Genomic DNA, 26,316 nt, shown 5'->3' with positions numbered 1-26,316 from the left:
CGTAAAACTCGCACCCTGGTTCACTGTCTGTGAAGCAGGATCGATCGATACGCTTCCGCCGGTTGTCGGGGGATTGGTAACGGTCGGAGGATTGGTCGCCGGAGGATTGGTAACCGTCGGTGGATTCGTCTGGGTCGGAGTTCCGACGGTGACGCTTCCGCCCTGGGTTGTCACGCTGATATTGTTGGTGTTTTCGTCCGTGAGATCCTGAACGGTAAGGCCGATATTCGAGGTTCCCTGGTTGTTCGCCGTGAAATTGACCGTCATGAGGTGGAGGCTCGACCCCGGGCCTGTTCCGGCCGTATCGAAACCGCTCGTGCGCAGTGAACCTGCGCTCTGGGCATTAACGGCGGAGACAAAACCTTGAGCTCCCGCTTCGACACCGTTTGTACCGATGGATGTGTTGACACTTATAACAGATGAATTATAGCTGATGTCGATACCGTACGCGGCGATTTTCTGGGTGCCGGAGTTTACCATAACCCTGACCGTAAAATTCGCGCCCGCATTCACTGTTTGTGATGCAGGATCGATGGATACGCTTCCGCCGGTTGTCGGTGGATTGGTTACGGTCGGTGGATTGGTCACTGTCGGCGGATTGGTTGCCGGAACCGGTGTCGGTTCGGTTCCGCTGCAGGCGCCCATCGCTTCGAAGTGACTCCATGCGTAACTCCCGTTTAAATAAACATAGTAACCCCCATCTATAGCCGCGGGGAGACTCGAAGCAGCAACCCATCTGTTGGTGACATCAGTCCCGTTGATATTGACCGTAGCCATATTCCAGGAGTTTACATAACTTCCGATACAGGGAAGGAAGATACAGGCCTGGCCTGATCCGTCCTTTTTGAAATCGGTCGTTGCGTTTTGTATTGAGGAGCATCCTGACGCGCAGGTGCAGCCTCCCTGTGTTATTGCAGGAAAGGACGCAATAACAAGGAGGATTACCCCAATAATAGCAATTTTTTTCTTCATGTTTTTTACCTCCAATTTTTTCTTCTAATAAAGTCGTTTCATTTTTTTGACTTTATTTGGTTTTACTGATTCCGTTACGGGTGTTTGCTTTTACCACCTCCTTTCTCTTTCATAACCATCATAGTTATGCATACAAATCATCGTTTACAATAATTTAATAACATAACCACAATGTATCTCCCAAGGCCCCCAAAAGGCCTGTTAATTACCTGTCCGCATCAATAAACTGAAAAATAAAATGCAGCCCTTCATTGCGGGGTAATGAAGAGGCTGCAAGGGAAAAAAGTGTATTGTTAGAGGTACAAAAATGAGAAAAAAGTGGGATATTCATCCCTTTATAATACATTGCACCCACATAAATGGCATACATGAGTCCGATGAACCCGGTCGCATTCTGCAATGTATTCCGAACGCTGCATTGAAATTTGTCGTTTCCCATTTTCTTTACTCTTCGTTTTACTATATAAACTCTATAATAATGCCAGTGAATGGGTCATTTTATGCAATGCCTTTTATTTTTTCTTCTTTTTATGCATGACACATCCACGTTGAAGCCGTCATTGTTTTTCTCCTCTTCGCAGAAGGAGATTGCATTGTTAATGTAACATATCTACACATACATTAAATCAGGTCTTTATATGATTTTTGATTAGGACTATTCATGAGAAATGTTACAGTTAATTCACCCATGCACATAATAAGGAAAAAACCAATAAAAGCTATAAGCAAAATGAATATAACTGATGCCGAACAAACTTATATTAATTAGGTTCAAATTTTTTATAAATTTTAAAATACTTAACCTATAGTATTATAACCATTAAAACCCCCCGCTGTGCTACCCCCTTTTTCACGGTAAGCAAACAAAACCGCTTATTCTTTCGGCGAACATCAGAAATATACCATATTTCATGTTTTTATTCAACCGTTCGTTTTGTATGTTTCATATTCATATTTTAATGTTCCGTTATATTGAACCGTTCCGTTCCCGAAATTTTATCGTTATCATGGAGAAATGTATGATTGGTATTGGTAATTTGGATGATTTAATTATATACTTGTATCAGTGATATACCGCCTCGATGTTTTACCATGTATCGGTGCGTCGTTATGTATAAAACAAGAGGTGATGTTTAAAAATCTTACTGAATGGGAAAGATGTTATGCAGACACATTTATTTCAAAGAAGAATCATGGTTATTTTAGTTGTTTTCTTCCTTGGTTTATGTGGTACGATTTCCTGGTCTCAGGGGATCGATGCCGATGAGACTCACACGGATGAAGACGTGGAAGAGGATATTCTTGGAGAAGAGGAACTCAAAGTAAAGATCGAACCGATTTTCCCTGAGGAAAACAGGTTTCTCATTTTTATCGAAGGAGAAGATTCGGTTTCGACCAATTTCAACAAGGAATCGATCATCAATTACAGCTGTTCGGGAAGCAGAACCCTTGAACTCGACAGGGCGACATCCCTTCACGGAGGCGCCGCTTTCTATGCCGATTTTGTCTTTTACGTCGAGGAATCCGGGATGTACGAACTCTGGTACGGTGGAACACCGCCCGGTCCCCAGGCGGAACTCGCCCCGACAAAAGACGAAATCATCCCCTCTTACGCATCGCCCTTTGAGTACTATATCGACGATCCGGGAAATACGGTGAGAAAATACAGGGAAAATGTCCATGTCGTCGAAGCCTATACCCCCGTCTATTACTGGAATCTCGTTGGTGATCAGGAGTTGACAAAGGGACGGCACCAGATGAGGCTTCAGATAAAGGAAAAACGCGGATTCGACGGAAAGTACTATTTTTATATCGACGCCCTCTTTTTTGTCCGTAAGGAAGGGGGGAAAAGAATCGTCGGGGAAAAGGTGCCCGACGTTTTTCCCGTCGACATGAATAACAGGAGTATCGATGACTATTTTAAAACGATGGACGACTATCTTATCCTCATCCGCGAGCGTCCGGAAGATATCGAACCGCTGAAAACCCTTGCTCTGGTTTATTATTACGCGGGCGATTATCTTAAAGCGATAAAGTATATAAAACGTGCATTGATTATCGACCCGGAAAATATCGAGGCCAAACTGCTCATGGCAAAGACATATATCAAGAAGGGGGAACAGTCAAAGGGACTCGATATCTATGAGGAATTACTCGAAAAGAACCCGAAGCTGCTCGGTATCTGGATGTGGGCGGGAAAACTGTCCGCCTGGAGCGGCCAGTACAATGATTCGATCGATATATTCAACAAGGGACTGTCCGTTTTTATCGACAACCCCGATCTTCTCGTCAATCTGGGGCTTACCTATTTGTGGAGCGGCAAACTCGACGAAGCGGACAGGGTGCTCAACAAGGCCAAGGAGATTGCCGGAGACAATCCCGAACAGATCAAAAAGCTGGCAAAGGTGTTCGTCGTCAACGGCTATCAGGATATGGCGATCGATATTTACAAGGCCGGCCTCAAGGTCGCCCCTGCGGATCTCGAACTGTACCTCCTGCTCGAAGATATTTATTTCAATTACGGAAAGAAAAAGCAGGCGGACCAGGTGAGTGAAATAATAAGGAAGCGGTTCAAGGCGTCGGAGAAGCTTTCCCGCTACCTCGATCTGTTTCATGAAAAGATGGGGCTGAAAGACCGAGTGATAGAGAATTACAGGCAGCGTCTTGCGGCGCAGCCGGACAATCTCGAACTCCGTGAAATGCTCGCGCAGACCTATTTCTGGAACGGTCTCCGTGACGAGGCCATATCGGAATACCTCAAAATTCTTACCACACATGCCTTCAGACATGTTTCCTCCCTGGACGAAAGTTCTTCCGATCTGCTGCGGCAGTTCGATTACTTTTACCTGCTTGAAGGGTATTTCAGTGAGGTCGGAGAACGGTTCGACAAAAAGCGGAAGGAGATCGATGCGGGGGCGTCCGAATACAGGAAGGCCCTTTCAGACCTCGACAAGTTCGTCAAGGCAAAGGAAGCAGCGGAGGCCAAGGGCAAAGAGGTTTCGGTTCCCGATCCCGATCCGTATCGGGCTGCGGAAGCATCGGGCGGGAAACTCGGCTCGCTGCTGGCGGATGCCGCCGAATTGATCAGACAATACGGGCGGGCGTACAATATCGTCGAAAAGGAAATCACCGCAGCCGGCGGGCTCGAAGAGAAATCGAACAGGGAGTCAGAGGTCTTCGACAAACTCATCGAATCGATCGACTGGAAGTGGGACGAGAACCGGACAATCGACGAACTGGAGGAAGTTTCCGGGGACGGCCTGGTACTCGCGGATTACCTTATCGGGAGGATCGCCCAATATGAGAACAGGCCGGGTGAGGCGGATGAACGCTTCGTGAAAATCCTCGGTGAATCCGATTCCATACAAATAATCTACGCGTACGTGGAGAATTGCGTCTGGCGGAACGACACCAAAAAGGCGCGGGCGTTGATCGGGACGTACGGCGCCCGGCTCACCGGCTATGCCCCCTATCTGAGTGGACTCCGCGATCTCTCTGAAGATCTCGGGCGCGAATACGCGAATACGGCGGGAAGCCTTCCCGGCGACGCGGAAACCGCGGTAAAACAGGTGACGAACAACCTCGAGGTATTGTCCGGCGACGCGAAAGCGCAGCTCAAAAAACTCGAAGGGGCGCTCCTTAACCTTCATGACATAATGAGACGGAAACTCGAACGGACATTCTATTCATACCAGGAAAGCACGTACCTGCTCCGCAACGAGCTGGGAGATTTCTATATGAGCAAGCGTGACCTCCCGAAAGCGATCGAACAGTACCGCCAGGTCCTCGCTATCGACCCCTATAATCTCGAGGCGATCTACCGGCTCGCGACCGTCTACCTCTACAACCAGAACTGGTCGGAAGCCATGACGTATCTCCGCAAGGTGTACGAGACCGATCCGACCTACGAAAACGCGACCAGCCTGTACAACAGTCTTGCCAGGAGATACGCGGACGCCTTCAAACTCTCCACCTACGGCTTCGCCGATACCTCGAGGATGATCTGGCACGCGGGCGTGACATACGAGAAACAGTGGAACAGCATGCTGGGGATGAAACTCGGGTACGCGACGGACTTCACCCGCTACTACAAGATACCCGAAGCGGGGAAAAAGCCCTACACGTACCAGACACATTCGCTGGACGGCGGGCTGGTGTTCGATTTCTATAACATCGGTCTCAAACTATATCCCTTCGGGGGGACTTATTTCCTGCTCCATGACGCCTTTTACGCGCAGGAAAACGATCCGGATAATTTCAGCGAAAACCTCAGCATCATCGATTACTTCATGTACCAGACCCTGGCCCCGTATGCCGGGATCGACTTTACGGCGAGCGTGGTCCAGGATGTGTTTTCACTGTACGGGACCGTCGGTTACCGGCCCTACCCGGATACCCTCGCCTATCATATCGAGGATGCCTATGAAGTATGGGGGGTCGTCAACCTGTTCATGAAATTTCCCTTTCTGGGCGGCTTTCCGCTCAATAGCAGTTACATCCGCGCGTACGCCCCGGTCGATTTTCTCATCACCGGCGACCTGATCATCAAGCCCGGCGCTGATCTCTATCTTCCGCTGTTCGGCCTGCAGAACCCGTATTCATCGTTGAGCATCGTGGGCAATATCGGTCTGGAACATACCATTAGCGACCGGCTCGAGTCCATCGAGTTCTACACGCCGGAGGGGGTTTTTCAGGCATTGGGGGGCCTCGATTATTCCATCCTGTTCGGTGAAAAAAATCAGCCCGAGGTATCGGGATTTTCCATAAAAGCCATGGGCGGATATATGACCGAGTATATGGGGACGGCCGACCAGATCGATCGGCTGAAAATCACCGGTGAAGGGAAGTTCGAGTACAAAAAGGAAGGCGCCGTGTTCACCGTCGGGGCCGACGCGAACATCACCTACCGGCTTACACCGGAAAAGGAAACGGGGGACGACCCCGTCGATTACTGGGGATTTGCGCTGCGGATCGGGTATTCGATGGCCGTCGCGAACCTGCTGGCGCCGTAACGGAGAAGAAACGAAATATTATCAGGGAGATATTTTATTTGATATTGAGGAGGAACAGGAATAAAGAATTAAGACACGGATTTAAAATATTTTTTTATAATCAGTGTTCATCTGTGTAAATCTGTGTCAAAAAAGAACAATAGTAATTTTACTGAAATTAATAGATGGGTGATGTCGAGATTCTTGGAGGAGGGAATAAGATGAGAAAACATTTTTTTATATATAGCATTCTTTTGCTCGGTCTGGCAGGCTTTACGGTATTGATGGGTGCATGCAAACTCTCGCTATGGGACACGCTCGGGGCGGTGACCCTCGAAGTCGATCTCACGATCGACGGGGCGGGCGACGGCAATGGGTACCTCACCCTTTCCCGCGAGACCGAAAGCATAAAGAAGCTGACAAAGGCTTCCACGAGCAAGACCTATACCTTCGAGTGGGTGAGCGTCATATCGGACCTCATTATCGGCTACTTCGTGGACAAAAACGGCAACGGGGAGTTCGACGAAGACAGTTTCGCCGAGACCTCGAGCTTCACCGTGGTCAAAAAACTCAACCTCCGCGACTACACCCCTTCCTCCGGAAAGGTGACCGTGGAAGCGAAACTCCTTCAGATGAGCGGGACGGTGGATTGTACGAACATAAACGGCGACTGGCCGACCGCCTCGAGGCGGTATATCTGTTCCGTCAATTCCCTTGAGGGAAAGCAGCGGATCATTCCCGTCGAATCGGACGGAAGCGTCGACTTCTATCTCGGATCGATCAAGGACGGAAGTTTTTACGATCTGTATGCCTTTTACGATACGGACAATGACAGGGTGATGAGCGAACTCGACGACAAGATCGCCTACCTGATTACCAACGGCCACAGCGCGGGAAATCCCGATATCGATATCACCCTCATCAAGGTATCGGGGACCATAACAAGAAGCGCGGGAACACAGGCGAACGGCATCTATGATTTCGCTTCCGGTACGCCGCCTGTTCTTTGCATAGAAGACCAGACATACTGGAGGAAAGTATACCAGCCCGTTCAAAGCAGCGGGGCATACGAGGTTTATGCGGTCGATACGCACACGATCAGTATTGCCATGAATCATGTTTCGAGTGAAATAGACAATTATCGAAAAGAGTACAAACGGTATTGTATTATGCCCGTACGGCTCGATACGCCGGGAGTATATGGAACCAACCAGGCGTTGAGTCCCACAATACACAGGGTTCGAATAACGTTTACCAACAACCAGGTCGATTACCCTGAGAAAAATCTCGCTGTCGCCTGCGGCGTTGGATGGCGTGCAGTACAATTTCCATTCCATCTTTATATCGACGACGATACGGTTGCCGACGGAGGACTGGATGCGGGAGGTACGGTGTATTATACATATTTCAGAAATTATACGTATAACGCATCATACGGTAGTTTTGAAATTCGAATGTTTGTCGATGTCAATGATGATGTTGCTTATAATCCCGAGGATAGCGTCACTAATATTTTTACATCAGGTTCGAGTATTAATTCTGACGATCAATTTACGATAAACCTTGATGTTCAATAAACGTATCTATCTATTTGTATAAAGAGAGGTAATTTTTTTTGTAGTAAAATGTCCATGAAAAAAACCAACCTCCGTCCCCGTCATTGCGGGAAAACAGATTCACCGGACCTCATAGACTTTCGCATGCTGCAATAAGCCAACATAATTCTTCATCCAGTTCGCTTTCAATGTGGTATTTTGACCTGATATTGCGGTAGAGGCGCAGGGCATGTTCGTTGAATTTTCCATCGAATTCGATCGGATTGAATTGTAATTCGGAAGCACATCCGTTCAGTTCACGTAATAAATCCTGTGCATGATCAGGTTTGTCGCATAAATATTTTAAAAGCGCTTTGTATAGCAACCGCAGATATTGATGAATAATATTTTGCGTGATATAAAACAGGACGGATTCCTTCCTTATTACCTCGTCTTCACGGACATCGATATGGGTGTCGATCAGAATGATTGCATTGTCGATTTCTTCTTGTTTTACATGGTCCCTGCAATCCAGTTCGACACAAAGTCCCCCCGGGTACGAGACCATCAATATTCCTTTCGGACACTCGGTTGCGTTGACCATTAAAGGTTTGTCAAATTCAATGATGGTATCCAATATCATTTTTTCTTCCGTAAAAAACAACATGACATCGATATCCGAGAATCTTTTTGCCGTTCCGTTTGCCATCGATCCTTTCACGGCGCATCCGTAGCCATAGCGTAAACATTCCTGTATGAGATGTTTAGTAAATAATCGATGGCGTTCGGAAGGAAAGTGAAGTTTTTTTGTTTTCATGTGCGTTGTATGTATAATTGGCTGTTTCCGTCGTTTTTGTCAACAATTGTAAAGGGACGGAGGTCAAAGATAACGATTTACATCAGCTTGACTATATTATTTGATATTTATTTACAAACACCGGATTGAGTAAATCAGTCTTTATTTTATAAAAAAAATGTATTACCTGCTGGGAAATATAGGACTGTATATTCGCTGAATAACCCTCTATTTTATAAATAATAATTATCGTTATTTTACACTTGTGTTTTTTGCAAACGAAAGAGATAGAGTTATTCTCAGATAATAGTGAAATAGCTGCCTTATTAATTTGAAAGCCCGGTAAGGCAGAGTTCGGGAAAACGAAGGAGTAGCAATAATTCCGGCGGTTCCAGTATATCGTAAATCCCTCGTTTTAAATGCCAGATTCCTCCATATTTATACTTTCCCGGATCATGGACCAGTTCGGCCTTTACCGGATTCTCTGTGATATAGATGAATGTATGCAAATATTGGCCTAAACTATTGATAACGGTACTATGAAACCGGTCATACCACACGTGCCCTTTAATATCGAATGTGTTATTATAGTTTAATGCAAATGTTGACAATATCCACTGCATGATTCTGGACAGGCATTCATTCTTTAAGGGTTGGATCATCAGGTGTACATGATTTCCCATTATACAGAATGTGGTAAGGTTGAATTTATACTTTTTCTTTGCCCGCTTAATGATATTCAGGAAAAGATTTTTGATGAGGGCCGATTGAAGAATAAACTCCTGCCTGTTCGCGCGTGCGGTAACATGGTATTTTGCCCCATCGACTAGTTTTCGTGGTTTTCTCATGTTTCTCTCCTTTAAAAACTATTTCTCACAATGTAATAACTACCGAATTTGTCTTGTCGCATTGGTTTTTATCAATTTCTTTGAAAAAATTTTTAATTTCCGTCCTCCATGCAACATTGCGTCCTATAGTACTGTAAATACGTATTTCGTTGACCTCCGTCCCCTGACCCGAGTCAGCTAAGTCGCCTCCGTCCCCAAATCCTTTTCACGTTACCGATGACCTCCGTCCCCATGTGGAATCAAAAAAAATCGGATTTTGGGAAAAATTATCTATTTTTTTTTCAGGTAATCTTTTATAATGGAAGCAGGATTTCTCCTGGTTGTAATGGAAAGGGGAGTCTTGTCAAAAGGGCAAAAAATGCCCATAATAACCAACATATCGGTTTTATGTCTATTGGGGTGAACATATGGGTTTTTTTAAAAAATTCTTTTCCGGTTTTTTCAAGGTGCTTCTAGTTATCATTATCATAGTGGTCGTATTGGCGGGGGGGCTTACTCTTTACTATTTTCTTACAAAAGAGGATCCGGTCGCCTATATCCCGGACAATTTCCTTTTTTACGTCAAGGTGAACTCGATCCGTTATATTTATGATAATGTGATCGATCTCAAGGCGGCGGATGTTGTTTTTTCCTCTTCAAGGGATTTGAAATCGATTTATAAAATGATTATCGATTTTAAATCAAATGAAATGTCCAAGAATGAGTTTTTCAGGTTCCTTCTCGATGTACGGGCGGATATCATGATTGCACCGGATTATTCGCCCGTCATCGTCTTTAATCCGGGATTGCTTTCGCTGGCAACCAGAATGTTTCCGATTCTCAACTTTTTCTTCAAATTCGAAGGGGTAAATCTCAACCAGATTCAAAAGGGAAGATTGACGATTTACGATTATCCGGTGGATGAGAATCAACACCTTTATTTTTCACTCCGCAACAACCTTATTTTTCTTTCAACAAAGGAAAAGCATATCGATGCGATTTATGAAAGCAAAAAGACCGGTAAAAACCTTGCGAGTAATAAAGAAATAATGGAACTCAGGAAAAAGGTCAAAGGCGGTGGTTTTGCGGAAATATATGTCGACACGGGAAGTCTCCTCGATATCGTAAAGGCGGGCAGCGAGGAACTTTCACGGGTTTTCAGCGAAATATCATTCAACAGCTACAGCGCATTTACATTCAAGATTTCGAATGAGGACCTCTTTTTAAGCGCATACACCGATATCTCGGTGGAGAATCCGGACCTCAGGGATTTTCTCTCCTATAATCCTTCAAGCCTTCAGGTCATCCAGTACCTGCCGGAAAAAACTACCGTCTACACATCGGCCAATGTCAAATCCTTTAAGCAGCTTATCGGGATTCTTCTCGATTTCAAGGAAGGGTCTCAGGGCAAAACACTGAAGACGATCAATGATTCAAGTAAGCTTCTGCTCGGGGCGACGATCGATGAGATCCTGTTCGACTGGATGGGAACGGAAATGGGCGCGTTTACAATGTCGTATTCTCCCGATCCGGTTCTCTTTATCCGATTCAAGAACCGGGCGAGTATCGACGCGGCGCTCGACCGTATATCGAAAACACTTTTTTTTGAAAACGACCCCTCTCTGGTCCTCGATGAAGTACGCGTCAGCAGAATAAAGTTCCCGGATTTTATCAAAGGGATAATCGGTCTTTTCGTCAAAGGCGTCGAAACCCCGTATTATATTATCATGAGGGATTATATCTTTTTCTCGATGAATGCGGAAAACCTTTCCCATATAACGAATGATTACCGCTCGAGTTACACCCTCCTCCGGAACGAGGGTTATAAAAAGGTGACCTATGAAATCCCGAAGAACGCCAATATTTTCATGTACTACGATCTCGGCACTTCGATGCCGGACTTTTTCATGCAGAACAATGTTCTCACATCACTGCTCAAACTCTATGAAAAGGGTGTGTTTGCGATCCACTTCGACGAGCGGGAAGTCAGGATACAGATATCCGCGGCGGGAATCGCCGGCGAGAAAGCCGTGCTTTTTCCGGGCTATCCAAAGCCGGTTCCCGAAGGCGTCGCCTCGAATGTCTGCTGTGCGGATGTGCGGGGCTCGAGACTCGATGAACTCATTTATATCGACAACGGCAATAATCTCGTGATTCAGGATCTCATCGAGGAGACGGCGTTCAAGGCCCCGGTCGAGCGCGACAGCGATATCCTTGTCCCGGAAGGTGAAAAAAACGCCGTTTATGTTTTTTCACAATCGGGGACCCTTTACAAGTTTGACGGCAATGGTGAGGCGATTCCGCCCTTTCCCGTCATCACCAATTATAAAGCTTCTTTTCAGCCCGTCGAGTATAACGATAACCTCGTTTTCTTTTCGGACACGGAAAACGCCCTTTATTTCCTTTCACCTGAAGGAGTAGAAACGCGCTGGGGGTTCCAATTCGAAGCCCCGCTTCTCTCGCCCCCGGTCTTTTTCAAACAGATGGTCTGTTTCTATCCGAAAAATTTTTCGGGGACCGTTTACCTGACGGACAAGGATGGGACGGCGTTGGAAGGATGGCCGCGGAAGGGCGGCGGCATCTCGTTTTGTTCGCCCCTGCTTTTCACCGACAGAAAAGGGGAGGTCAGGATTGCCTTTCTCACCCAGTCAGGCATTCTGAATCTCTGGGACATAAAGGGCGGACGCATCGAAGGATTTCCACTCGACCTTGACGGCGTCTTCTATACGGGACCCGTCCTCGTCGCGCAGGGGATTCTTTCGACCATACCTTTCGAACGGGAAAAGGCGTTGCTGCTTCTTGATGCGGACGGCAATATGACGATGGTGAGTTTGAGCGGTGAAATTCTCAAGCAGAAAAAAATATTCGAGGGCGGCGATAAGAAAAATGCTCTTCTTCTCTTCGATGTCGACAGGGATGATATCGAGGAAATCTTTATTTACGGATCGAAGAATTTCATCATCGGTCTAGGACGCAACCTGGAACCGTTGCCGGGCTTTCCCGTCCGGGGAAGTAAACGTCCCAGTTTCACCGATCTTAATTACGACCGGACGTACGAAATGATTGTGGGAAGTTTTGACAATAATATATACGCCTATACAATTAATAAATAACGTATTGTAGGCAAATATTATGGGGAAGACCGGTTCTATTTCCGGTTTTTCCCCGGTTGTAAGGATAGGAAAGAGCAATGAAGAGAATCCGGTTGATACCGATACTCATCGGTCTTACCCTTTCCGGTTGTCAATCGATGACGGAAAACATCTTTGAAGGAACCGTCGGTTCGGAAGATTACAGGAAAATTTCGGAGATAGAGTTGTTTCTTCTCGAGTATAATGTTACCGGAAACACGTATTATCTCGAGCGTGCGGAAGAAAAACTCGACCTTTTGTTTGAAAACACCTCGTATAACAAGGAGTTCGAAGCCACTCTTTACGGCCTCGACGGCGAGATCGAATATTACAAAGGAAATACAAGGGAGGTAAAGGCGGCCCTGGAAAAGATCGAACTCAAATCGAAACGGGAAGAGCGGCTTCCCATTCTCAAGGCGTTTCTTGAACCGGATTTAAAAAAACAGATCGAGATTCTCGAGCAGGGCATCGAGCAGTCGAGCAGCACCGGTCATATCAAACTTCAACTCGCACTCAGGTATTTTGAAACCGGCGACTATAGAAAAGCGGCGGCGGCATTCGACGATGCTTTCAAACTCTTGAGCGACAATTACCAGCAGTATTATGAAAAGAAGCGGGACCTCGCATATCAGTTTATCGAAAACCCCCCTGAAACGCTCATCGCATCGGACCTGTTCGCCGTGGATAAACTGACCGCGGCCCACGTCGTCACCATCACGCTGCTTCAGACTGATTTCCTCGATAATATTACCGTCAACAAGCATATCGAAACCGAAGTACTCCTCCAACGCCTGAAAGAAAGAGACTATATCCATGAAAGGCGGCTTGCTCCGGATGACCTGTGCAAGCGAAAGGATATTGCCTATTTCCTCCTCGCGATACTCTCCTACCTTGAAAACAACAAGGATATTCTCGATATGTATAAACGCGAGTACGAGAGAAATGAATATCCTTCTCCGGTGCCGGACATCCACGTTCATGATTATTACTTCAACGCCGTTCTGGTGCTTGTCGAACGGGAAATAATGGAATTACCCGACGGCATAAATTTTCTTCCAGAACGTACGATGAGCGGTATCGAGTTCAACGAGACATTGAAACGAATGAAGGCATTTGATTGATCCCGTGTGTCGCCGGAATGAAACATCGAAATGAATTTCCGTCGCCAAAATGACTACGCCATGAGGTACTCGAGAAGGTTGAAAAAAAGCCTCATGCGGCTTGCATTCGAAAATTCCCTCAGTATAATTTATTAAAGAATCCCTGTTGAAAAGGAGAGGCCCGTATGTTTGTATATAAAATCAACACAAAGAGACTGTTACGGCTGCTGTTCCTCGTTTTGCTTTTGGCGTGTATCCCCGTTTACGGGAATGACGGGAGTAATACCGGCAAAGGGGAAGCAACCGGTACCGGACTCACACCGCGCTTCCCGGAGTCGGATACCAACCTTGTCCTTGTCGAAGGCGAGGATGCGGTTTCGACCAATTTCAACAAGGAACCGATCCTCAATTACGGATGTTCGGGGAAAAGGACCCTCCAGTTGAACAGGGTCAAGGGACTTCAGGGAGACGCCCCCTTTTATGCGGATTTTGTTTTTTTTATCGAAGCGCCCGGGACCTACGAGTTCTGGTACGGCGGCACCCCGGCGGGGACGGAGGACGATATTTTTCCGTCGTATGTTTCTCCCTTTGATCTTTTTATAGACGAAATGGAAGAACCCTGGCAAATAACACGGGAACACATGACGGTCGTGGAAAACTATACCCCTGTCTATTACTGGAATATGGTAAGGGACCTCACATTGAGTGCGGGAAAGCACAAAATCAGGTTCGAGGTAAAGGAGAAGAGGAGGTATGACGGCAGGTATTATTTTTACCTTGATTCCTTTTTCCTTGTCAGAAAGGAAGGGACGCGGCGAATGATTCCCGCGACATTGCCCGAGGTCTTTCCTGAAAACATGGATGACAGAAGCATCGACAGGCCTTTTCGTGCCATCGATGACTATCTTGTCATTATCAGGGACAATCCCGATGATACGGCGCCCCTCGTCGAGATTTCCCTTATCTATTCACTGTTGAGCGATTATCTAAACGCCATAAAATACCTGAAGCGCGCACTTGTCCTCGAACCGGACAGCATTGATATCCGGCTTCTGATTGCCAAAAACTATATCTGGAAAGGGGATACCGAAACCGGCCTTCGATTCTATCAGGAAGTCCTCGATCAGGATCCTTCACATCTTTCGCTATGGCTTGAAGCGGGCAAGATAGCGGCTTGGACGGGAAGGTTATCCGAATCGGAGGAATTGTATAAGCGGGCACTCGAGTTGTTCCCCGGCAACCTCGATCTTTTCGTCAATCTCGGCCTTACCTATCTATGGTCCGGTTCGGTCCGCGATGCGGAAAAAATGTTCGATCGCGCGTTTGAAGGGACGGAGGGCGATCTTGTCCGCATCAAGGAGCTTGCCGGGGTCTATATTGTCAACAATTACCCCGACCGGGCGGCCGCGGTGTATGAGGAGGCCATTCGGATCTCGCCTGAGGATATCGAACTCTATATCCTCCTTTGGCGAACATACGATCGTATGGGGGAAATGGATGCCGCTCTAAAGGTCCGGCGGCGTATCGAAACGACCTTTCTCCCGTCCGAAAAGCTTAACGAGTATTGTGAACTCCAGGCGGAAACGATCATGATGAAAGAAGCGGTGATGGAAGACTACCGGGCACGTCTGGCAGAGCAGCCGGACAACCTCGAATTGCGAGAAACGCTTGCCCAGGCGTATTTCTGGAACGGGTTCCGGCGTAAGGCGATTGACGAATATCTGAACATACTCGTGAATCACCTTTACCGTTTTCTCGAATCGGAAGAACGCGAGTCGTTCGATCTTCTTTATACCATCGACCGTTTGTATGTGCTCGAATCCTATTTTTCCGGCGCCGGAGAAATATTCAGACAAACGATAAAACAGATGTTTGCGGCTATGGATGCGTTAGAGGACGCGGAAAAGGAATACGGTGCGTATTTGAAAAAAAAAGAGGAGGCGTCCGCTTCAGGGGAAGCGTTTAGGGAACCCTCCGAAGATCCTTCCCTGGCGGTTACACGGTCAAAGGCGGCCTGTTCATCGCTTGTCGGAGATGCCCGCCGTCTTTTGATTCAATACAAGGCCGCGGTGGAAGAACTTGAAAAATGCGGGGTTTCGGCCTTTCCTCTGGAAGAGAAGGACCGTGAAGAAGAAAAGGTGTTCGAACAGATCACTGAACCGCTCGAGTGGCAATGGCGGCGAGATGAAACCATTGCCGAACTTCGTGTGGTCGAGGCGGGGGGGCTTTACCTCGCGGGTCATGTGATCGCGAAGATCGATCAGATTGAGAACCGGTTAGGTGAGGCGGCCGCACGGTATGAGGTGATAGGCGAACTGCGCGATTACCCAGAACGGGCCTTCGCGCAAGCGCAGGTGAACCTCTGGAACGGGGACGTGGAAGCGGCGATGGAACGTATCGCGTCTCCAGGATCGCGGATACGGGAGTACGCCCCGTATACCGCCGAACTTCTCGGCCTGATGCAAAATTTGGCAAGAGGCGCCGCGGGCGGTATCGGCGCGGCTGAAGATTATTCGGCAGACTTGTGTAAGGCGGTCAAGGACGATCTCGAAACCCTCTCGGGCGATATCGCGAAACGGGCGGGGGAGGTCGAAAAACGACTCGGGACGCTCAAAGCGGTATACAGGAGGACCGTAATCCGTACGATCTACCGGTATGAAGAAAGCACGTACCTCCTGCGGAACGAACTCGGCGATTTTTATCTGGAAGAAAAGGAACTCGCGAACGCGATACGGCAGTACCGGAAGGTGCTTGCAATCGATCCCTGGGATATCAGTGCACAATACAGAATCGGAACGGTCTACCAGTGGAACAAACAGTGGTCGAAGGCGATGGCGCAATACAGGGAAGTGTACTGGGCGGACCCGAACTACGAGCAGGCGACTGCGCGGTACAACACCCTCGCGCGGGAACATGCCGACAGTATTCATACGCGGGCCTCGTATGAGGTCGATACGTCCAGAATAATCTGGAAAGGGCAGGCCGATTATACCACGGAGATAAACGAGAATTTAGGACTGATAATGAGTTATGCGTTCGATTATTACCGGGTGTTCCGCTGGGCCGTCTACGGCAATATCAAGGAAGAACCGGTAAGTCCGCCGGATATGAAGCATTATTCCTATCAGGTACACGACCTGCTTTTGGGGCTTTCCCTCGTCAATGTCCCTCTCGGCGTTTCCCTCACCCTGGCGGGGGGCTGCGCGGTTGAAACCAACAATGAACTGGCGAACCAGGAAGAGGAATCCTTCGCGGACTACGGCGGGGACAATATCACCCTTTTCGATTTTATCGGTTTCAACAACGCGTGGCCGTACGGAGAACTGGAATTCAGGTATGAGGTCTCTCCCGAGTTCTCCCTCGATATACAGTCGAGGGCGGGAATATATCCCGAAACATACGGATACGGGTATACGACGCTGGTCGGAACGGATGACGGAGGTTCCTACCTGCCGATCCTGTATAATTACAATAAAAGAAAAGTGATCGATATTTCGGGCAGCTGTAATATGTCCTCGTCGTTTTCGTTTATCGATGCGCCTGTTATAAACGGTATGGGGGCGAGGGGATACGGGGAAATCGACTACCTTATCGACGACCATCTCGAAGACGGCTATAATTTCATCTACCTCGGCCTCGGTGAACTGTCGGTTCGTCTGTTTGAAATCGAGGACCCCTATACGACACTGGGATGTTACGGGAGTTTCACCTACCAGAGTTCCACGATCGGCAGTACGAAAGACGATCAGGCGATGATCGATTATTATTCGCCGCACGATGTGATTATCGCCGGGGGCGGAATTACCTTCTCGCATTACGCGGGACTCGATGAGGACTTCGTCCTCGGCGTCAGTCTGAATTACGGCGCGTTCTTTACCAGCCAGTTCGAGGTGTCCGAACAGGACGTCGTCGAACGGCTTAAAATACAGCTTGAAACGACAATCGAGGTCACAAAAGGCGACGGGGTCTTTTATCTTACCCCCGTGTTCGTCAATCTCATGAATTACGAGACAGGACGGTGGTGGGAATACTGGAATTTCATCATACGTCTCGGCTTTCTCGCGCGGCTTCCCCGTCTGCTCGCGCAATAGAAAAGGGGAAGCGTCCGTGACATACGATGAACCGGTTGTTCGCGGAATGATTCGCCGCGCGCTTCCTTTTACCGTCGAGCCTTGAGGATAAAAAAACCTTTCCCGCAGGTTCCCGCGGGAAAGGCTTTATATTCCGGACATTCTGAATATCCGTTTTTATCACTTACTGAAGCAGCTGGAGCACGGACTGCGGTTTCATGTTCGCTTGCGCGAGCATTGCCGTCGACGACTGCACCAGAATCTGGTTTTTGGTGAAGTTCATCATTTCATAGGCCATGTCCGCGTCACGGATCGTCGATTCGGCGGCCTGCATGTTTTCCGCACCGATGTCGATTCCTTTTACCGCCATCTCGAGCCTGTTCTGGTAAGCGCCGAGGTCCGCCCGCTGTTTGTTGATCTTTCTGAGGGCGTCGTCGACGATACCGATCGTTCTGTTGGCCCCGTCAGGCGTCGAGATACTCAGTATCTCTTCCGTTGAAACATTCTTGAGGCCGAGGGCTTTAGCCGTCATTGTACCGATAAATACCTGTTCGCGCTGATCCATGTTTGGACCGATATGGAACCACATTGAACCGGTGACGACATTTTCTCCCAATGGCCGCGCGAACCGGCCGGTGAGGAGATTCATGGTGTTGAACTGGGCATGGGATGCCACCCGGTCGACTTCGTCGATAAGCTGTGAAACTTCGACCTGGATCATCATCCTGTCTTCATCCGAATACACCCCGTTCGCCGCCTGGATGGAAAGCTCCCTTATGCGCTGAATGATATCCTGTGTTTCCTGAAGGTAACCTTCCGTCACCTGGATAAACGATATCCCGTTCTCGGCGTTTTTCGAAGCCTGGTTGAGTCCCCTGATCTGGGACCGGAGTTTTTCCGATACGGCAAGCCCGGAAGCATCGTCACCCGCCCGGGTGATCCTGTAGCCCGATGCCAGTTTTTCCATGTTCTTTGTCACGTGCAATCCGTTTATCTTGAGTTGTCTCTGTGCAAACATTGCACTCAAATTATGCTGTATTATCATAACTTCCTCCTTGAAATCCTTTTAATAAAATTATGCCTTCCTTCGTCCTCATGAAGGCGTTTGTTTTCGTTTCATGCGATCATGCCGGCCTTTTTTTTGCATTATCCGCTCAACTCTCAATTTCAGATACCGAAAATGGGAATAGGCGTCCCTCTGCCCTTTACCCTTTCCGGTATATGAAAACAGAATACCGGCTCATGATCACAGACCGTGTTTCCCTGTAATAACAACCTTGTAATTCCATACCCTTTCGCCCTTCTCTTGTGCTGTCGGCTGTTTACCTGCATAATACCTGCCGGTTTTGTCTCCCCTGGTCACCTCCTCTCTTCTTTCAACGGTAGACGGACCTCACCCCCCGACGGTATGACAATGGCATACCGGGAGTAACGTGAGGGACGAATACTCGTTTAAAGATTGTTATGCGTTTACAGGTATAACAGTAAGCGTTCGGCGTTACCCGTCAGGGCAGCCTCTTGCTTATTACATTTATCGATTACCTGAAGTTATAACTTGAGAGAAAAAATAAAAAAAAATGAAAAAAATAATCAATTGCGTACTGAGGCATATATTATCGAATACATTACTGTTATACGGCAATACCGCAGCCGTATGCGTTCCGGGTAGTAAAAAATGTCGGTGTCGGCGGAACCGCCGGGAAGCTTCAATGGTGTTTTCTCAGGTCAATCATATACCTGTGTAATTTTCTTTCATCCGGCTTGAAAATACCGATAACAGTTATATACTTATTATGTGAAAGGCATTTTTCCGGAAGGAACATGAAGCGTCACCTTGTTTACCATATTGTGAGAAAACCTTTTTACAGGCGATTTTTTGTCCTGGGATTGTATTTCCTGTTATGTCTTATCCCCGGAAAGGGAAGCGACGAATCGAATGAAGGTGGCGGAATCCCGCGAAACGAGAATATCGAAGTCAAGGTATTCGGTATGGTCCATCTCGCATACGACGACCGGTTTCCGGCTGGAGGCAGCGTTCGTATAGGTCCGCGGTACGGCATTATAGCGGACGACGGCTTTTTCGAATTGAAGGGACTCCTTCCCGGCGAGTATCGCGCGGAGATCAGCTATAACAACATGACGATAATGTCTGTGCCTTTTGAATTGTATGAAGGCGTCAATCAATTCGATGCCCGCATCTCGAAGTTAATTCCTGAGTTTATGGTAAAAAATGCCCCGGACGGCATGAATCCCGAAGAGATATTTTCTCCGGTACCCCGGAATGTTTTCCATCATGGGAACAGGAACCTCAAACGGGTTGCCATCACCATTGATGACGGATGGATTCGTGACGATGAGTTTCTCGAGCTATTCGAGCGTTACGGAATACGATGCACGGTATTTATAATCGGCGGAAGAGGGGTCGGCAATAAAAATCCGGACTGGATCAGGAAGATGGATAACCTCGGTTTCGAAGTGTGCACGCACACATGGAGCCATACTCCCATCACGAAGCTTTCAAATGCGGCATTGAAAGAAGACCTTCGGAAATCACAGATGGTTTTTACGAATATCACCCATAAAAAATACCCTTTTTTCAGGCCCCCTTTCGGCATATATGACGAAAGGACACTCAAGGTCGTGGCCGAAAACGGCTATTATATCATTCACTGGAGTAATGCGGTCAATGATTTTATCAAAGGCATCACCGTCGAGCGGCAGGTGGATTATGTTATGCAGCATTTGAAAAACGGAGATATCATTCTGGCTCATTTTGGCGCCTACAATACCTTCAAAGTATTGCAGATTATCATCCCGGAGATACTGGATAAAGGATATGAGATTTGTCCTTTATCCGAGGTGCTTGAAGGTTGCGATTGTGAGTGAGTATGCCGCTGCGTCCGGATGACGGCGGGCGGTTCTGCGATTATCCCTTTATATACCGGACACCGTTCTGAAAAAGCTTCAAACCTTCGCCGTTCCTCGTTTTTTCCCGCTTCCAACGGGGATGGTTCTCCGGAAATATAAAGGCTTCGGGATGAGGCATAAGCCCGAAGACATGACCCGTCCGGTCGCAGATGCCGGCGATATTGTCAACCGATCCGTTTGGATTATCGGGGTAGGGGACATCGTCATCATGGGCCTGTTCTGCGGGATTTTTCAGGGTATATGTCGCCGCTATAAGTTTTTCTTCACGCATGATACGTTCTGTTTCTTTATTTCCGATAATAAATTTTCCCTCACCGTGACGGACGGGCATTTCCATTTTCTCAAGCCCCCTGGTCCAGATGCACGGGGAATCTTCGGCAAAGGCAAGGTTCACCCACCTGTCCTCGAAGACACCGGAATCGTTATGGATAAGAGAAACCTCCTGCTTCCATGTGCCTGAAAGATTGGGAAGAAAGCCCATTTTGACGAGTACCTGAAATCCGTTGCAGATACCGATAACGAGTTTGCCGGAGGCGATAAAACGGTCGAGTCTCTCTTTCAGCCTTTTTTTAAAGAGGGATGCGAATACTTTCCCGGAACCGAGATGATCGCCAAAAGAAAATCCGCCGGGAAAGGCGAGAATTGAAAACCCGTCCAGGATGTGCGGGTTTTTTATCAGGTCGTTGATATGTACCTTGCGCGACAGTGAACCGGCACGGTCAAACGCCTCTTTCAGTTCGTCATCGGCATTGATGCCGAAACCGGTAATGATACATGTTGCCGCCGTCACCTCAACCTCCTCCTATGCAATCGGTTTTTTCCATGCCGCTTCCAGTTTCTCAAGCGGCAGCGAGGCGATGGTCGTTCCCTTCCTGCCGATAGCGACCGATTGTTCTCCCGTTACTTTGCCGATAAGTGCGTACGGGCATTTCTTCATTATCGAACGGAAGGCTTTCACTTTTTCTTTTGGGACCGTGACGATGAAACGTGACGGTGATTCACAGAAGAGAAGGCGGGCGTCCTCCATGGATGCCGTATCGTTTCCCGGAATCCCGTCCAGGCAGATATCCGCCCCCAATCCGCCCCCGATCGACGATTCACATACGGCCACGGCAAGGCCGCCGTCTGAAATATCGTGACATGATGCGATGCAGCCTTTACTGTTGGCGCGGTAAAGCGAGCGGTAAAGTTTCATCGCCCCTTCCGGTTCCACCCGCGGGCATTGCCCGAATTGTCCGCCCGCAACCCGTTCATAACGTGTTCCTCCCAGCTCTCCGTTTGTAGTACCGAGTATGAAAATCGCGTCCCCCGGATGTTTAAAATCGGTTGTCTGCGCATGCCGGATATCTTCGATAATACCGACAAGGGATATGAGGAGGGTCGGTCTTACCGATATTTTTTTACCGCCGAGCCGTGCGTCGTTTTTCATCGAGTCCTTGCCGGAAATGAGGGGGATGGCGTAGGCCATACACGCCTCATGAAGGCCCCTGCATGAGCGCAGAAGCTGCGCGCATTTATAGAGGGCATCGGGATTTGTCCCGGATTCGACCGGGTCCGGCCAGCAGAAATTATCGAGTGCCGCGGCCGTTTCCGGGGAACCGCCAAGCGCGATATGGGCCCTGAATGCCTCGTCGACCGCACACATCGCCATATGATAGGTATCGATATCGCCGTACCTCGGACATATTCCGTGTGTGACCGTTATCCCGCGCCGGGAATCATACCGCGGTTTGAGAACGGCCCCGTCGGAATGACCGCTCGACGTATTGCCGGTAAAGGGTTTGACGACAGAATGCGCCTGCACTTCATGATCGTACTGCCGCACGAGACGTTCCTTCGATGCGATATTGGGCTCGGAAAGGAGTGAGTAAAGATCGGCGGAAACGTCCCGGTCCGCCTCGATCTGCCGGTCCGGCCTTCCGTTCTCCGTCCATTCGGCGTTCAGGGACATGGGAGGGAGTCCGTCATGGAGAAAATCGAGGTCGAGAAGACCGACATATTCCTTATTGAACAGGACCTCCACATACCCGGAATCCGTAAACTCACCGACCACCGTTGCCTCGACGTCCCTCGCTTCTGAAAGGGAGAGAAACTCACGTATGTTTTCAGGCGGAACGGCGAGGCTCATGCGTTCCTGGGATTCCGAGACGAGAATTTCCCAGGGAGCAAGACCCTGGTACTTGAGCGGGCAATCGTCGAGATTGATTTTGACCCCGCCCGAGAGTTCCGCCATTTCACCGAGAGATGAAGAGAGCCCCCCGGCGCCGTTATCGGTAATCGCCCTGTAAAGCCCCATGTCGCGTGCTTCAAGGAGAAAATCGAGCATTTTTTTCTGGGTAATGGGGTCCCCAATCTGGACCGCGGAGGTGGGAGAAGCGTCGTCAAGGGCCCGCGATGAAAAGGTCGCGCCATGGATGCCGTCCTTCCCGATTCTGCCGCCGGTCATGACGGCAAGGTCGCCCGGCAGGATTTTTTTCTCCCAACTCCTCCGGCCGCCTATCGAGGCGGGAAGAACACCACCGGTTCCGCAATAAACAAGCGGTTTGCCCAGGTAGCTTTCATCAAAAAGAAAACCGCCCGCGACAACGGGGATACCGGACTGGTTTCCCCCGTCAATTATCCCTTTATGGACACCCGACATGATCTGAAGTGGATGGAGGATGCCCGGCGGCAGCTGTTCCTGCGGGGTTTGAGGATACCCGAAACAAAGGACGTTGGTATTCCATATCGGTTTTGCGCCGATTCCCGTCCCGATGATGTCCCTGTTGACCCCGACAATACCGGTTATGGCCCCGCCGTACGGGTCGAGCGCGGAAGGGGAATTGTGCGTTTCGACCTTGAAGCAAAGCAATGTTTTATTGTCGAAGCGGATAACTCCGGAATTATCATGGAATACCGAAACGAGATATTTTTTTTTCTTTGAAAGCAGATCCGTCGTTTTTTTGATGTAGGTTTTAAAAAGGGAGTCGATTTTTTCCCGTTTTTCCCCCTCCCGGTAATAGATTGTAGCATTAAAGATTTTATGTTTGCAGTGTTCGGACCATGTCTGGGCGATCATTTCAAGTTCGACATCAGTTATCCCTTCCGGAAGCCCCTTCTCTTTTCGTATACCCTGGACCTTTTCATCCAGCAGATAGGTACGGATTGCATCCATTTCGGATAAGGAGAGGGCAAGAAGCCGCTGCCGTGAAAGATCGAGAAGCCGGTCGGGGCTCATCTCGCGGATATCAAAGTTTTCCACGTTAACCGGACTCGGTTGAATAGTATGGGGATAATGTGCGGGGAATCGTTTTCCCGCTTCCCATTCTTCACGCGACAGGAAGGAACTCGACTGGATAAGGGGATTATGCAGGGAAAGAATAAGTTTTTCCGCTTCCCCTTTCGATAGTTTCTCACTCTGAAAGAGATATTTTTGTGCCGTTTGAACGACGGCTTTTTCCGGCAGACTGCGGCCGGTAAAATTCCTGATCGCTTCCCGTGCCGTTATGGCAACAGGGTCGGTGACACCCGCTTTGAAGGTGATTTCGGTCATATATGTCCATTCGGGAAGAAGATCCGTTGTCCCTGCGCAGGTATCGATCAGTGCGGCCTGGGCGACGGGATCGGAAAAAATTTCGTGCACGACGTCGTCCGTCATACCGGGGACCGCATCGATAATAAAGACATCGACGAACCTGAGAGAATGAACCGGAAGACATCCATTACTTTTTATCGATGCGAGAAGCCGGTCCGCCCTGCCGTCGCCGTATTTTTTCCGGTAATAGACTTCGACTCTCATGATGCGTTCATAGTACCGTACATTGTCGTTTTTTGCAATATTGGCCCGTGAATAAACACGGTGAAATCGATATAATTATTTTTTTTTATACCGATCATATTAATGATACTTTTTTACTTTACATTTTTATTCCGACAATGTAGTATGGGCGTCAATATGGAGCATATGAGTTACTTTAAAACAGGTACGGTTGAAAATCTTGATACCAACACGAAATTCAAGGCCATCAGGGAACTCATCAATAAGACGTCCGTTTTTTCACATGTCAAGAATATACAAAAACTGGAAAAGGTGGTCATCGAGCGTGAAAAAATACAGAGTACGGGGATCGGTCACGGTATCGCCATCGCGCACGGCCGTACGGATGAGGTCGAACACATGATGATGGTATTGGGGATTTCAAGACGCGGGATCGAGTATGGTTCCTGCGACAATAATCCCGTTCATTTCCTTTTTTTAATTGTCAATCCCCCGGACAAACAGGATGATTACCTCCATGCACTCTCGTCAATTGCAAAAATAGCGGGCAATAAATCCTTCAGGGATGAGTTACTTGCTTTGTCATCTCCCAGGAAGATTGAAAAGGTACTCAATCAGGCGTTAAGCTTGTGCCTTGATCATCGACCGAAAAAGAACGATCGTCTCACCCTCCAGCCTGTCTAGATAGCCATCACTCCCGTTTCAGCGTAATCGTTTCACCATCAAAAGGAATGTGTATGGAATGCTCAGGTTTCATCCGGAGTTCTTTTAACACCTGTCCGGTCGTATGAACGGGAATTATCATACGGGCGTTCATTTTATCGATGTGTGCCCGTATCTCCTGAAGCGAAGTATGTGCGTCCGCTTCCGGATACACGGAACTGCATTCGATGACTGCGATATCGGCGCCGTCGATGAGGGAGAGGAGGTTTTCATGATAACCCGTGTCACCGCTTATACTGATAACGCTGTGATGAACGTGAAATCGGTAGCCGATCGATTCCGGATTATGGTTCATCGGAAAAATATCGATCGTTACATTGTTTCCGATTTCGATGCCGGACCGGAGGCGGGGGGGAATCTCGAGATATGTAATTCCTTCATCGAGTCCCGATCCGGGATAACATGCTTCGAAAAGCGTTTTACAGAAATCGTGTATTCCCGCAGGACCGATAATCTGCGGGACATGCCGGGGAGATGTTTTTTTCTGAAAACCGAGCATGAGGAACGGAAGGCCGGCAGTATGGTCGCCATGAAAATGGGTAATGCATATATGGGTGATCTTTTCAAGGGGTAATCCCATGGCACGGAGCCGATACAGGGTGGTAGGGCCGGCATCGATCAAAAGGTATCCGTCTCCGGTTTCTATTATAAACGCCGGACTCGCCATCCCGTCCGTATTGAAGGCGTCACCGATACCTGCGCAATGAAGTTTGACTAAAGCCATAAAAACGGGAGCGACGGGGATTGAACCCGCGATCTCCGGCTTGACAGGCCGGCGCGATAACCATCTTCGCTACGCCCCCTATAAACGGTATCGACACATGACGGACGATGCCGATTTTCCATAACAGCATACCGATTATCCGATATTTGTCAAGAGAAGATGTGGGGGATTGTGATATATTCATTCGGTGTCGTGAAGTAAAGCCCGAGTTCCTTTACATTTTCCCCGGTTGAATGCCGCCAGATATCCGCATAAAACCGGACCTGATTGCCGTAAAATCCGGCAAGTTCATGAAGTTCCTTTCGATTATTTACGCGGTCTGTCTTGTAGTCGATGATGATCCATCCGTCCGGTTCCTTGAAAACCAGGTCGATGACGCCCCTGATAATCGTGGGAAGCTCCGCGGGGTTCGTGTTTTCATAGAGAGTCTGGAAAGGAAACTCGGTAAAAACCCGTATGCTTTTTTGCGCCCTCATCCATATATCCGATGCTCCGACAGAACGGACGATAGACAACGCCTCATCCCTTAATCCGATGTCAAGGCCATATTCGGCAAGAAGCCCTTCGGCGAGTGAAGAACAATCCCCAACCGATCGTTGCATTGATGTTTCAAGAAGACGGTGTATAACCTCCCCCCACAGAAGATGCGTCTCTCCCTGAAAACGGGGGACGGAGGTTGAATTTTGATTGTCGATTTCGGCAATGCCGTCGATTTCGGCAATGCCGTCGATTTCGGCAATGCCGTCGATTTCGGCAATGCCG

Annotated in this window: 15 protein-coding genes and 1 tRNA gene; 7 read left to right on the top strand and 9 right to left on the bottom strand. The window is 48.3% G+C overall.

The features are described 5' to 3' along the window. Positions 1 to 972, bottom strand: a 972-nt coding sequence (locus JW881_20300) for a hypothetical protein (GenBank protein ID MBN1699863.1), incomplete at its 3' end; no start/stop codon positions are given. A gap of 1,193 nt (positions 973 to 2,165) precedes the next feature. Between JW881_20300 and JW881_20295 the strand changes: the two genes are divergently transcribed. Together JW881_20295 and JW881_20290 are read left to right on the top strand one after the other, a co-directional pair. Continuing rightward, entirely contained in the window at positions 2,166 to 5,984 is a 3,819-nt protein-coding gene (locus JW881_20295) for a tetratricopeptide repeat protein (GenBank protein ID MBN1699862.1), read from the top strand. A 200-nt stretch (positions 5,985 to 6,184) separates the two neighbouring features. Continuing rightward, entirely contained in the window at positions 6,185 to 7,540 is a 1,356-nt protein-coding gene (locus JW881_20290; protein ID MBN1699861.1) for a hypothetical protein, read from the top strand. Positions 7,541 to 7,649: 109 nt separating this feature from the next. On the opposite strand, the gene JW881_20285 is transcribed toward JW881_20290, so the two are convergent. Next, entirely contained in the window at positions 7,650 to 8,219 is a 570-nt protein-coding gene (locus tag JW881_20285) for a nucleotidyltransferase domain-containing protein (protein MBN1699860.1), read from the bottom strand. A gap of 401 nt (positions 8,220 to 8,620) precedes the next feature. After that, the gene (locus tag JW881_20280) at positions 8,621 to 9,142 is read right to left on the bottom strand and encodes a transposase (GenBank protein MBN1699859.1); all 522 of its coding nucleotides are present in this window, start codon (positions 9,140 to 9,142) and stop codon (positions 8,621 to 8,623) included. Positions 9,143 to 9,549: 407 nt separating this feature from the next. Here JW881_20280 and JW881_20275 point away from each other — a divergent pair, with 407 nt between their 5' ends. From JW881_20275 to JW881_20265, 3 genes are all read left to right on the top strand, one after another. Then, a complete protein-coding gene (locus tag JW881_20275; GenBank protein MBN1699858.1) occupies positions 9,550 to 12,234 on the top strand; it encodes a hypothetical protein in 2,685 nt (894 codons plus the stop codon). A 77-nt stretch (positions 12,235 to 12,311) separates the two neighbouring features. Beyond that, the gene (locus JW881_20270; protein MBN1699857.1) at positions 12,312 to 13,373 is read left to right on the top strand and encodes a hypothetical protein; all 1,062 of its coding nucleotides are present in this window, start codon (positions 12,312 to 12,314) and stop codon (positions 13,371 to 13,373) included. A gap of 164 nt (positions 13,374 to 13,537) precedes the next feature. Beyond that, positions 13,538 to 17,443, top strand: a complete 3,906-nt coding sequence (locus JW881_20265; GenBank protein ID MBN1699856.1) for a tetratricopeptide repeat protein — start codon at positions 13,538 to 13,540, stop codon at positions 17,441 to 17,443. A 163-nt stretch (positions 17,444 to 17,606) separates the two neighbouring features. Here JW881_20265 and JW881_20260 read toward each other — a convergent pair whose 3' ends face one another. After that, entirely contained in the window at positions 17,607 to 18,467 is an 861-nt protein-coding gene (locus JW881_20260) for a flagellin (GenBank protein ID MBN1699855.1), read from the bottom strand. Positions 18,468 to 19,243: 776 nt separating this feature from the next. Between JW881_20260 and JW881_20255 the strand changes: the two genes are divergently transcribed. Beyond that, positions 19,244 to 20,308: a polysaccharide deacetylase family protein gene (locus tag JW881_20255; GenBank protein MBN1699854.1), complete on the top strand. Its 1,065-nt coding sequence runs from the start codon at positions 19,244 to 19,246 to the stop codon at positions 20,306 to 20,308. 40 nt (positions 20,309 to 20,348) lie between these two features. Here the strand turns inward: JW881_20255 and JW881_20250 are convergent, their stop codons facing one another. Both JW881_20250 and JW881_20245 read right to left on the bottom strand, forming a co-directional pair. Beyond that, the gene (locus JW881_20250) at positions 20,349 to 21,140 is read right to left on the bottom strand and encodes a phosphoribosylformylglycinamidine synthase subunit PurQ (protein MBN1699853.1); all 792 of its coding nucleotides are present in this window, start codon (positions 21,138 to 21,140) and stop codon (positions 20,349 to 20,351) included. Positions 21,141 to 21,152: 12 nt separating this feature from the next. Beyond that, complete coding sequence (locus JW881_20245; protein ID MBN1699852.1) at positions 21,153 to 24,128, bottom strand: hypothetical protein; 2,976 nt, start codon at positions 24,126 to 24,128, stop codon at positions 21,153 to 21,155. Positions 24,129 to 24,293: 165 nt separating this feature from the next. Here JW881_20245 and JW881_20240 point away from each other — a divergent pair, with 165 nt between their 5' ends. Then, complete coding sequence (locus tag JW881_20240) at positions 24,294 to 24,791, top strand: PTS sugar transporter subunit IIA (GenBank protein ID MBN1699851.1); 498 nt, start codon at positions 24,294 to 24,296, stop codon at positions 24,789 to 24,791. A gap of 7 nt (positions 24,792 to 24,798) precedes the next feature. On the opposite strand, the gene JW881_20235 is transcribed toward JW881_20240, so the two are convergent. The 3 genes from JW881_20235 to JW881_20225 all read right to left on the bottom strand — a co-directional run. Then, positions 24,799 to 25,554, bottom strand: coding sequence for a ribonuclease Z (locus JW881_20235; protein ID MBN1699850.1), 756 nt, complete (start codon positions 25,552 to 25,554; stop codon positions 24,799 to 24,801). 5 nt (positions 25,555 to 25,559) lie between these two features. Next, positions 25,560 to 25,633, bottom strand: a tRNA-Asp gene (locus JW881_20230). 70 nt (positions 25,634 to 25,703) lie between these two features. Continuing rightward, a partial coding sequence (locus JW881_20225; GenBank protein MBN1699849.1) for a PD-(D/E)XK nuclease family protein occupies positions 25,704 to 26,316 on the bottom strand: 613 nt, incomplete at its 5' end.

It is taken from the genome of Spirochaetales bacterium, from assembly GCA_016930085.1.
GTDB lineage: Bacteria > Spirochaetota > Spirochaetia > SZUA-6 > JAFGRV01 > JAFGHO01.
The sequence above is the reverse complement of the archived record's forward strand: the minus strand, read 5'-3'. Positions and strand labels throughout refer to the sequence as shown.

Excerpts from the sequence above, each read along its gene's own strand:
- JW881_20290 (MBN1699861.1), top strand. The coding sequence starts at position 6,185 with ATGAGAAAACATTTTTTTATATATAGCATTCTTTTGCTCGGTCTGGCA.
- JW881_20240 (MBN1699851.1), top strand. The coding sequence starts at position 24,294 with ATGAGTTACTTTAAAACAGGTACGGTTGAAAATCTTGATACCAACACG.
- JW881_20260 (MBN1699855.1), bottom strand. The coding sequence starts at position 18,467 with ATGATAATACAGCATAATTTGAGTGCAATGTTTGCACAGAGACAACTC.
- JW881_20245 (MBN1699852.1), bottom strand. The coding sequence starts at position 24,128 with ATGAGAGTCGAAGTCTATTACCGGAAAAAATACGGCGACGGCAGGGCG.
- JW881_20235 (MBN1699850.1), bottom strand. The coding sequence starts at position 25,554 with ATGGCTTTAGTCAAACTTCATTGCGCAGGTATCGGTGACGCCTTCAAT.
- JW881_20265 (MBN1699856.1), top strand. The coding sequence starts at position 13,538 with ATGTTTGTATATAAAATCAACACAAAGAGACTGTTACGGCTGCTGTTC.
- JW881_20255 (MBN1699854.1), top strand. The coding sequence starts at position 19,244 with ATGAAGCGTCACCTTGTTTACCATATTGTGAGAAAACCTTTTTACAGG.
- JW881_20280 (MBN1699859.1), bottom strand. The coding sequence starts at position 9,142 with ATGAGAAAACCACGAAAACTAGTCGATGGGGCAAAATACCATGTTACC.
- JW881_20270 (MBN1699857.1), top strand. The coding sequence starts at position 12,312 with ATGAAGAGAATCCGGTTGATACCGATACTCATCGGTCTTACCCTTTCC.
- JW881_20295 (MBN1699862.1), top strand. The coding sequence starts at position 2,166 with ATGGTTATTTTAGTTGTTTTCTTCCTTGGTTTATGTGGTACGATTTCC.
- JW881_20275 (MBN1699858.1), top strand. The coding sequence starts at position 9,550 with ATGGGTTTTTTTAAAAAATTCTTTTCCGGTTTTTTCAAGGTGCTTCTA.